Origin of the sequence: Rhizobium sp. WYCCWR 11146, assembly GCF_013591995.1 — a bacterium.
Classification (GTDB): Bacteria; Pseudomonadota; Alphaproteobacteria; order Rhizobiales; family Rhizobiaceae; genus Rhizobium; species Rhizobium indicum.
The window spans coordinates 1-9,645 of record NZ_JACCEY010000015.1 but is presented as its reverse complement, the minus strand read 5'-3'; the positions used below and the strand labels follow the sequence as shown (position 1 = coordinate 9,645).

Genomic DNA, 9,645 nt, shown 5'->3' with positions numbered 1-9,645 from the left:
ACCCCCCCGACGCGAAAAGGGAAAACATGTCCAAGAAAGATGTTGCGGTCTTGGTCGGTAGTCTTCGACAGGCTTCGATCAACCTGAAATTGGCTCGTGCGATGCAGAGAGTGGCGCCGGACAATCTAAATCTGGAAATCGTGCCGATCGGCGATCTCCCACTCTACAATCAAGACCTGGACGCCGAGACGTCTCCTGTGGCATGGACGTCTTTTCGCGAACGTATCAAAAGCTGCGATGGGGTGATTTTTGTGACCCCTGAATACAACAGGTCGGTACCGGCTGTTCTGAAGAACGCAATCGAGGTCGGGTCTCGGCCCTACGGAAAAAGCGTGTGGGACCATAAACCCGGCGCAATAACCAGCGCTTCTCCCGGTCTCATTGGTGGTGCCGTCGCGGCGCTTCAGCTCCGAGTTATTCTCACCAACATCAACGTTCCCACCTTGCCGCAGCCGGAAGTATATCTCAGCGGGGCGGACAAGCTGGTGGGCGACAATGGGGAGATTCTCAACGAAGGGACGCAGAAATTCATCGAAACTTTTCTGGCCGCGTTTGAGGTGTGGCTCGCTCGGTTCAAGTGAGCCAACAATACCGAAACCTCCCTGAATGGCTGGTCGATACACTGCCGTCGCTCTAAGAGGGCGACGGCCTCTCTTTGACGCTGTTGCTCTAACCGATCTTTTCGATCGATGAAGTCGATCTGCTTCTGCGCCGGATCATTCCTGGAAATAAATTCGTTTCTCGCCGCGGCGCGTCGCGGAGAGCCGAAGGCAAGCAGTTATTTCCTGCTGACTTTTGGACAAATTCTGCCTCGGGCGTAGATGACATCTACCATTGTCTGTTGAGCTCGGCAGAGCAAGCAAGACGACCTGTCATCGCTTCGCGGAGTGGCGCCGCGCTGTTGGCGGAGCTTTTCCGTATTAGGAAAACCAGGCTTGCGCGATTTCAGCCAGTTTTGTGCGGGGTGACGCGATCAACGGGATAGCCGTTTTGCGAACAAGCATTCTTTGGCTTTCTTCCGTCACATACTCGACCGGCGATTTGCCATCGACGCGGGCTAGGAAGAGGGCGGGCAGGAGACTTGCTGCTCGAGCTTCGACAGCTTCACGATCTTCCCAATCGACCTCGTTGAGATACGCAGACGACAGCGCCGCAAAGGAGGCTGCGAGTTCACGGGACGCCTTCTCAACAACGAGCTTTTTCAAAAGGAGATGGTTTAGGCAGAAGGCGAGATCGAAGGCGGGATCGCCAAACCATGCGCATTCCGCATCCAGGAAGACAGGCCCGCTGTTGCCCAGCAGAATGTTCTTCGGGCTAACATCTCCATGAACGAGTGCCAGCTTCGTATCGGCAGTGCGGCCCACGAGGTCTGAAAGGCGGTCGCCGACGAAGGGGTGTTTGTCAGCGGTTGCGACCAGGTAGGGCTCAAGCCGCAGAGCATAGAAGTTGGTGCCGGAGTCGAATTTCGCCGGTAGCCCAGGTGTGCGGGCGCTCACGGAGTGAATCTGTCCGATCCGTCGCCCGGTAATCTCCGCCGCTTTTGGATCAATGTGGCCTTGGAGGAGATCGGCTTTCCAGAGCGGATACTCTTCGCCGGGAAGGAATTCCATCGCAAACACGCCAGACGATGCGTCATGGGCGAGAGGTTTCGGAACAGCGGAGGGGAAATGTTGAGCGACGAATGAGATCCAGTTCCATTCGTACTCATTTCGAGACACCGGCGCGTGCCAATCGGCAGCCACTTTCAGCTTGGCGAGGGCACGCTTTACGCAAAGAATCCGCCCAGGAAGTTCGACCCGATAGATGTCCGAAGAAACACCACCCGTCAGAGGCTTGTATGCTGCTTTTTCCGAAGCACCTTTCAGCCCGCTTCTCAGCAAGAAGTCATCGAAAATCGTCGTCTCAGCTGCAGACATGAATTGAAGGTCCTTTGAGGCATTAACGGCGGGGGGTGTTGCGGGGCTGTTCAGGCATTTCTCCAGAGAGAACTCTGACAACTTCTTCCGCGGCACGTCGGCGCAGCTCAATAAGCGATGCGTCCGAAGAGAAAGCGACATGCGGAGTGATCATCGCGCCAGGGTGAGCAATCAATTCCGGCGGAATGCGCGGCTCATCCTCGAGGACGTCAAGGCCGACGCCGCTTAAAATGCCGGAGGCCAGTCCTTCGATCACGGCGGCAGTGTCGACGACGCCGCCTCGGCTGACGTTGATCAACAGGCTGCCCCGACGCATTTTTGAGATCGCGTCCCAATTGATCAGATGGTGCGTTGAAGGCGAAAGCGGCGTGTGGATCACGACGATGTCGCTGCCGGCAAGAAGGGTTTCGAAATCGACCAGTTCGATGTTGCCAGGAGCATTGGACGTATAAGGGTCGTGCGCCAACACCCGGCACCCTAGTGCTTGCATCTTTGCTGCGGTCGCACGACCGATACGACCGAAGCCAGCGATGCCGCAGGTGAGTTCCGACAGCCTACGGAGATTCGCGGAGGCGGGATCCCAACGTCCGGAACGCACTTCGCGGTCAAAATGGATGAGACCACGAGCCCAAGCGATGGCGAATCCGACGGCGTGATCCGAAACCTCTGCTACGCAATAATCGGGCACGTTGGTGACCCAGATGCCGCGCTCTGTGGCCGCATCGACAGCAATGTTGTCCAATCCGACACCCAGACGCGCGACGATTTTGAGGGCAGGTGACGCCGCTATTGCGGTGGCGCTGACCTCAGCCCAGCAGGTCAAAATCGCATCCGGCTGATGCTGAGCTGCCAATGCCTCGATTTCAGCAGCTGGAGCTGGCTTGGCGGGACCGCTGACCAGGCTGAAACCGGCGCCTTCGATTGTCTGCCGCTCCACCTTGTCATCCGGCCATGCATAGTCCGTCAACAGCACGGTGCGTGTCATGAAGAGTCCTCCTGTATCTGTGCGAACGTTAGCGCAATATGCCTGTTATGGTCAAGGAAAATAGGCGGATACAACGCGGCTCCACTGTTTGGTCACCCGCTGTTGCGAAGGGCGGCCGCAATGCCATTGATGGTTAGATGCAGTGCTTCTTCGGTGTCGTGATCGCGTTCTCCGGCGCGATGACGACGAAGGAGATCGACTTGCATGTAGTTCAGAGGATCAAGGCATGGAAAGCGGTGATAGATTGACTGTTTAAGCGCTGGATTATTCTCCAGGAGCGAAGTCTGTTCCGTGATGCCGAGAAGGGCGCCCACCGTATCGGCCCATTCGTCTTTTATGCGGGCAAAAATGGTTTCGTGGGACGGGCAATCGGCGACAAGATCGACGTAGCTGGTGGCGATGGCCAGGTTTGTCTTGGCCAGGACCATTTCCATGTTGGCGATCAATGTTCGGAAAAAAGGCCAATGGCGATACATCGCCTGAAGGGTCGTCAGACCGTCGGGATGTGACGAAAGCCATTGTTTGACAGCAGAGCCGAACCCAAACCAACCGGGCAACATAATCCGGCTCTGCGACCAGCCGAACACCCACGGTATTGCGCGAAGGTCTTCAATGCGACCTGACGAGCTGCGAGATGCCGGACGGCTGCCAATGTTCAGCTTTGCGATTTCTCCAATGATCGTGGCTTCCCAGAAGAACCGTTCAAAACCGTCGGTCTTGTAGACAAGGCAGCGATAGCTGTCGAACGCAAGTTCCGACAGTTCTTCCATGGCATCGAGGTAGCCCGGTTTGGGCTCTTGCGCGTCGGACGGCAGAAGAGAAGCCTCCAGTGTCGCTGCGATCAGAAGTTCAAGGTTTCGACGTCCAAGGTCCGGGTTGGAATATTTCGCCGCGATCACTTCACCTTGTTCGGTCACTCGAATCGAACCGGCTACTGCACCCGGGGGCAGGGCAGTGATCGCTTCATAGCTGGGACCGCCTCCACGGCCGACGGAGCCACCGCGACCATGGAATAAACTCAGGCGAATGCCTTCTTTCTCAAAAAGCAGAATGAAAGCAGTCTCCGCCTTGTAGAGTTCCCATCCGGAGGTAAGGTATCCTCCGTCCTTGTTGCTGTCGGAATACCCAAGCATGATCTCTTGTCTATTGCCGAGCGCTTTCACGTACGCTCGGTACCCGTCGACAGCCAGGGTGGTCTCCATCACATCTCGGGAGTTTCTGAGGTCCGAGATCGTCTCGAAAAGAGGTATGATGTTTACGGATGCTGCCTTTGGCTCATCGGGCCTATACAGTCCTACCTCTCGGAGGAGTACCATGACCTCGAGGATGTCCGATGGGCTTCCTGCTTTCGAAATGATGTAGTTCGGGATGCTGCCGCAGCCATAGCGCTTGTGAGCTTCTGCGGCTTCACGCAGGACAGATAGTTCGGACGTCGTCTCCGCAGAATAGGCCTTGAGCGGTGTGATCAACAGCTGAGACGATCTGAGCTCCTCTGTGAGCAATGTCATCCTCTTGGCATCGGAGAGCGATTCATAGTTGGTACCCGGCCTGACGGTTTCGAATAACTCATGCACAACGCGCTGATGAACCTCGGAATTTTGCCTCAGATCGAGGCTCACAAGGTGAAATCCGAACACGTCGATTGCGCGTTGCAGCTTTCGTAATCTGCCGGAGGCGATGGTTGCAGCCCCATTCGCCGTGAGGGATTTGCTGATCGTCGCCAAATCCTTGCTGAACTCATCGGGATTGACATAGCATGGGGCAGTGGCGACAGGCTTGCGAACCAGCTCTGTGCTTCCAAACTTGCGGGCCGTGGCCGCTAGCCGAGCGTACATGCCCGAGATGGCCAAGCGATAGGGTTCGTGTCGGCGCGGCTCCGATCGATCAGGCGAGTCGGTCGCGAGGCGACGAAGGTCCGTTGATACGTTTACATACCGATCATCCAGAGAGAGCTCAGCTCCAAGGCTGTGGAGTTCGCCAAGGTAGAACGAGAAGACTCTCTCGCTTTGAAGACGTAACGCTTCTCTCAAGGTCTCGCCATTAACGTAGGGATTGCCATCCCGGTCGCCGCCGATCCAGGAGCCCATACGCAGGAATGGCGGCAGCGCCTCCTGGCCGAAGTTCCAGGGAGCGGCTCGCAACTGGGTTTCCAGCGTTTCGTAAGCCTCTGGAAGCACCCTTAAGATCGTACTGTCGTAATAGGACAGGCCATTGAGGATCTCATCAACAACCCTTAGACTTTGCCCTCGCAAACTATTCGTTTGCCAAAGTGTCGTGGTCGCTCTTTCGAGATCCTTCTGATGGGAACCTATCTCTTGGTCTGTCAGGCCGACCTGGTCGAGCTGCGACAGGCACTTTGAAAGCTCTTGCTCGATGTCGATGACGCTCTTGCGTCGCACTTCCGTGGGATGCGCCGTGAACACCGGTGAGATGATCAACCCTGATATGAGTGTGCGTAGGTCCTGGGAAGTCACCCCGGCGGCCGCAAGGACGGAAAGCGATCGGGTGACCGTTCCGGGAATTTCAGAGGCTCCATCAACAATACCAAGCCGCTGTATTCTCGCTTGATGACAGTCTTCGGCAATATTGACGAGCTGCGAGAACTGACTGAATGCCCTGATGACGCGGTTCAGAGTCGGTAGTGTCATTTCTGCGCAGAATGGGGTCAGCTTGTCGTATAGGCGGGAGCATGCCTTCCTATGGTCATTCACAGAGATTGTTCGGACCTGTTCGACGACCTCTCGTACATCTTTGCCATCAGTTGCCTCGATGGCATTGCACAGAAGGCGGCCAAGTAACTGAACGTCCTTCACCAAAGCCCTACTGGCTGAGAGCCGCTTACCATGCATGTTTTTCTTCCTGAAACGACGTTCATACGAAACACATCGAATGCTAACGTTAGCATCAACTGACAGCATTTCCGGCTCGAGTCAAGGCCGACACACCGGGTTCCCGGCCGTAGCCTTGTGCTCCCCAGGATCGATTACCGCTCGACGACACCTTCCTTGTAGCGGCCGATTTCCTCCAGCAACCAGGCGCGAAACGCGGCGACTGGACGGAAATCCGTCTTGCTGAGCGGTGCGACCGCATAGTAGGCGCTGGGACTCTTAATCTGATGGGGAAAGGCTTCGACGAGCTGACCACTGGCGAGTTCCGAGTCGATCAGAAAGAGTGGCATTAGCGCCAGACCAAGTCCCGCGATGCAGGCTTGCGCCACGCTGCCGAACTGCTCGAACCGCATGGCTTGAGAGGGAGTTGCTGCAATTCGAAGGCTCTCGAACCAGTGGTTCCAGGCTCCGGGTCGAGATGCCATATGCAGCAGTGGCATGTGTAGCAGGTCTTCCGCCTTGCCGATCGGATGCGAGTTGAGGAAGCTGGGTGAAGCGACCGGCGCCACCATCTCATCCATGAGAAATGTGCAGTCTGCGCCCGGCCAATTGGGCTGGCCGATATGGATTGCCATGTCGATGCCGTCTCGGTCGAAATCGAAGACGCCGATACGCGTGGCGAAATTCAATGTGATCTCCGGATGGCGAGCGACGAATTGCGGCATGCGCGGCATCAACCAGCGGGTACCGAAAGTCGGCAGAATCGCGAGATTAAGCTGATCGTTATGTTGTTTAGTCATGGCTTGAAGCGATGCGTAACGTATCTGTGCCAAGGCGCCGGCGATCGTCTTCGAATATTCTGCGCCTACCTCAGTGAGATTTACGCCGCGACTGGTTCGGTCGAATAGTAAAATGCCCAACTGTTCCTCCAACCCAGATACCTGGCGGCTTATCGCTCCCTGCGTCAGCGAAAGTTCCTCCGCCGCAGCGGAAAAGCTGCCCAATCGCGCGACAGAATCGAAGGCCGCGAGAGCAGAAGTGGACGGAAGTAGTTTTCTAGAAAGGTTCACCATGACCTATTACTATAGCTCATAGCCCGATGAGTAAACGGTGCTTGTCCTTCGCGAGCCGCCAGCGATAATTCCGGAAACTTCGAACTGCCAAAACCTCAAACGGAGGACGACCCCCTTGGCCTTTTCCTGGAACGACCCTTTTCTGCTCGATGATCAATTGACGGAAGATGAGCGGATGATCCGCGACTCAGCTGCGGCCTTTGCAAAATCCGAGCTTATGCCGCGTATCCAGGAAGCTTATCTCGATGAAACGACAGAGCCTGAGCTTTTCAAGCTGATGGGCCGGACAGGTCTGCTCGGAGTAACGCTTCCGGAAGAATATGGCGCCGCCAACGCATCTTACGTCGCCTACGGCCTGGTCGCTCGCGAAGTCGAGCGCGTCGATTCCGGCTATCGCTCGATGATGAGCGTACAGTCCTCGCTGGTCATCTACCCGATCTTTGCCTACGGCTCCGACGAACAGAAGAAGAAGTACCTGCCGGGCCTCGTTTCCGGCGATCTCATCGGCTGTTTCGGCCTCACTGAGCCCGACGCAGGCTCCGACCCGGGTGGTATGAAGACCCGCGCCGAGAAAATCGAAGGCGGCTACCGCCTGCGGGGCTCCAAAACCTGGATCTCCAACGCGCCCATAGCAGACGTCTTTGTCGTCTGGGCAAAGTCGGAAGCTCATAACAACGAAATCCGCGGCTTCGTGCTTGAAAAGGGCATGAAGGGCCTTTCTGCTCCGAAAATTGGTGGCAAGCTGTCGCTGCGTGCCTCGATTACCGGGGAAATTGTACTGGACAGCGTCGAAGTTACGGAAGACGCACTTCTTCCGGGCATCTCCGGCCTCAAAGGCCCGTTCGGCTGCCTCAACCGCGCTCGTTATGGCATTTCTTGGGGCGTCATGGGAGCCGCGGAGGACTGCTGGTTTCGCGCACGCCAGTATGGGCTGGACCGCAAGCAGTTCGGCAAGCCGCTCGCAGGCATGCAACTGTACCAGAAGAAGCTAGCCGACATGATGACCGAGATTACGCTTGGGCTTCAGGGTTCCCTGCGCGTCGGCCAGCTGATGGACCAACACAAGATGGCTCCCGAGATGATATCCATCGTGAAACGGAATAACTGCGGGAAGGCGTTGGACATTGCCCGGCAAGCCCGCGACATGCACGGCGGCAACGGCATCCAGATCGAATACCACGTCATGCGCCACGCGCAGAACCTGGAAACGACCAACACGTACGAGGGCACTCATGATGTCCATGCGCTGATCCTTGGTCGTGCGCAGACGGGTATCCAGGCTTTCTTCTAAGGAACAGGGCCTTAATTGCGGTCCGGCGGTGAAAGCGGTCGGGCCGGGGTGGCGAACCATCAATGCTGAGCATCGGTTCCGGCACAGGCCGCCCCTCACTTTCCCTCCGATCTACCGAAAGGCGACATGCCTATGGCTTCCAATATTTCAACCGTCGCAGTCATCGGTGCAGGACAGATGGGCAGCGGAATCGCACAGGCCGTGGCAAAACATGGATACCAGGTGTTGGTTTATGATGTGGCCGAAAATCGGGTCAGCGAGAGCGTCGAAGGTGGTGCCAGGTATTTCAGCCGCCAGGCGCAGACGGGAAAGATGTCAGAGAGTGAGGCTCAGGGCGCTGTCTCTCGCATCAGAGGAGCTTTTGCGCTTTCAGATTTGGCGGATGCGGACCTGGTCATTGAGGCTGTAAGCGAAAATGAAGCCCTCAAGACAACTGTCTTCAGGGACATTTCCAAAGTCTTGAAGCCTCAAGCAATCCTGGCAACCAATACATCTTCTCTTTCCATCACGCGCCTTGCTGCCTCCACGGACCGGCCAGATCGCTTTTTGGGAGTTCATTTCATGAATCCAGTACCGGTCATGAAGTTGGTTGAGCTTGTTCGCGGTATCGGAACCAGCCAAGAGACTTTTGCCGCAGCCAAGGACTTTGCCGTCTCAATTGGCAAAAGCGTGACAGTTTCCGAGGACTTCCCAGCTTTCATCGTGAATCGGATTCTTATCCCGATGATCAATGAGGCCATCTACACTTTGTATGAAGGGGTCGGCAACGTAGAGGCAATTGATACAGGGATGAAGCTCGGAGCCAATCATCCGATGGGGCCGCTTGAACTGGCCGATTTCATCGGGTTGGACACATGCCTTTCGATCATGCAGGTGCTCCATGAAGGATTGGCCGATAGCAAATATCGTCCTTGCCCCCTGCTGGTTAAATACGTGGAAGCTGGCTGGCTAGGGCGCAAGGCGGGCAGGGGATTTTACGATTACAGGTGCGATCCACCGCGACCCACGCGATAGGCGTTGTAGCGGCCACCGGCATCTCTAAAGCATGGACAATTTAGGCGGGGTATTATGAGTGAACGAAATGACACTCCTCGGGAAATGATGGAATTCGACGTTGTGATCGTCGGCGCTGGTCCTGCCGGTCTTGCGGCGGCGATCCGGCTGAAGCAGGTCAATCTGGAGCTGTCGATCGTTGTTCTCGAAAAGGGCGCGGAAGTCGGCGCGCATATTCTCTCTGGCGCCGTCGTCGATCCGATCGGCATCGACCGGCTGCTGCCCGGCTGGCGCGACGAGGCCGAGCATCCGTTCAAGACCAAGGTCACATCAGATCACTTCCTGCTGCTCGGTCCGGCCGGCTCTGTTCGCCTGCCGAATATGCTGATGCCGCCGCTGATGAACAATCACGGCAACTACATCGTCTCGCTTGGGCTCGTCTGTCGCTGGCTGGCGACCAAAGCCGAAGAACTCGGGGTCGAGATCTATCCGGGCTTTGCCGCAACCGAAGTGCTCTACAATGACGAAGGCGCGGTGATCGGGGTCGCCACCGGCGACA

8 protein-coding genes are annotated in these 9,645 nt (G+C 56.6%); 4 read left to right on the top strand and 4 right to left on the bottom strand.

Annotation, left to right across the window (positions count from 1 at the left end):
• Positions 1–26 precede the first annotated feature (26 nt).
• Positions 27–581 carry an NADPH-dependent FMN reductase gene (locus HX899_RS08745; protein WP_138390041.1) on the top strand — a complete coding sequence of 185 codons (555 nt, stop codon included), beginning with the start codon at positions 27–29 and terminating at the stop codon, positions 579–581.
• Between the two features lie 339 nt (positions 582–920).
• Here the strand turns inward: HX899_RS08745 and HX899_RS08740 are convergent, their stop codons facing one another.
• The 4 genes from HX899_RS08740 to HX899_RS08725 all read right to left on the bottom strand — a co-directional run bounded on the left by HX899_RS08740 (position 921) and on the right by HX899_RS08725 (position 6,802).
• Positions 921–1,916, bottom strand: a complete 996-nt coding sequence (locus HX899_RS08740; RefSeq protein ID WP_181292247.1) for a phosphotransferase family protein — start codon at positions 1,914–1,916, stop codon at positions 921–923.
• A gap of 22 nt (positions 1,917–1,938) precedes the next feature.
• The gene (locus tag HX899_RS08735) at positions 1,939–2,901 is read right to left on the bottom strand and encodes a C-terminal binding protein (protein ID WP_181292246.1); all 963 of its coding nucleotides are present in this window, start codon (positions 2,899–2,901) and stop codon (positions 1,939–1,941) included.
• A 92-nt stretch (positions 2,902–2,993) separates the two neighbouring features.
• Positions 2,994–5,750: a phosphoenolpyruvate carboxylase gene (gene ppc, locus HX899_RS08730; protein ID WP_138390044.1), complete on the bottom strand. Its 2,757-nt coding sequence runs from the start codon at positions 5,748–5,750 to the stop codon at positions 2,994–2,996.
• A 134-nt stretch (positions 5,751–5,884) separates the two neighbouring features.
• Positions 5,885–6,802, bottom strand: a complete 918-nt coding sequence (locus tag HX899_RS08725) for a LysR family transcriptional regulator (RefSeq protein WP_138390045.1) — start codon at positions 6,800–6,802, stop codon at positions 5,885–5,887.
• A gap of 115 nt (positions 6,803–6,917) precedes the next feature.
• Here HX899_RS08725 and HX899_RS08720 point away from each other — a divergent pair, with 115 nt between their 5' ends.
• The 3 genes from HX899_RS08720 to HX899_RS08710 all read left to right on the top strand — a co-directional run.
• Complete coding sequence (locus HX899_RS08720) at positions 6,918–8,093, top strand: acyl-CoA dehydrogenase (protein ID WP_138390046.1); 1,176 nt, start codon at positions 6,918–6,920, stop codon at positions 8,091–8,093.
• Between the two features lie 126 nt (positions 8,094–8,219).
• Positions 8,220–9,107 (top strand): 3-hydroxybutyryl-CoA dehydrogenase, encoded by an 888-nt coding sequence (locus tag HX899_RS08715; RefSeq protein WP_138390047.1) that lies wholly within the window; start codon positions 8,220–8,222, stop codon positions 9,105–9,107.
• Positions 9,108–9,161: 54 nt separating this feature from the next.
• Positions 9,162–9,645 (top strand): NAD(P)/FAD-dependent oxidoreductase (locus HX899_RS08710; protein ID WP_181292245.1); only part of this gene is annotated, 484 nt, incomplete at its 3' end.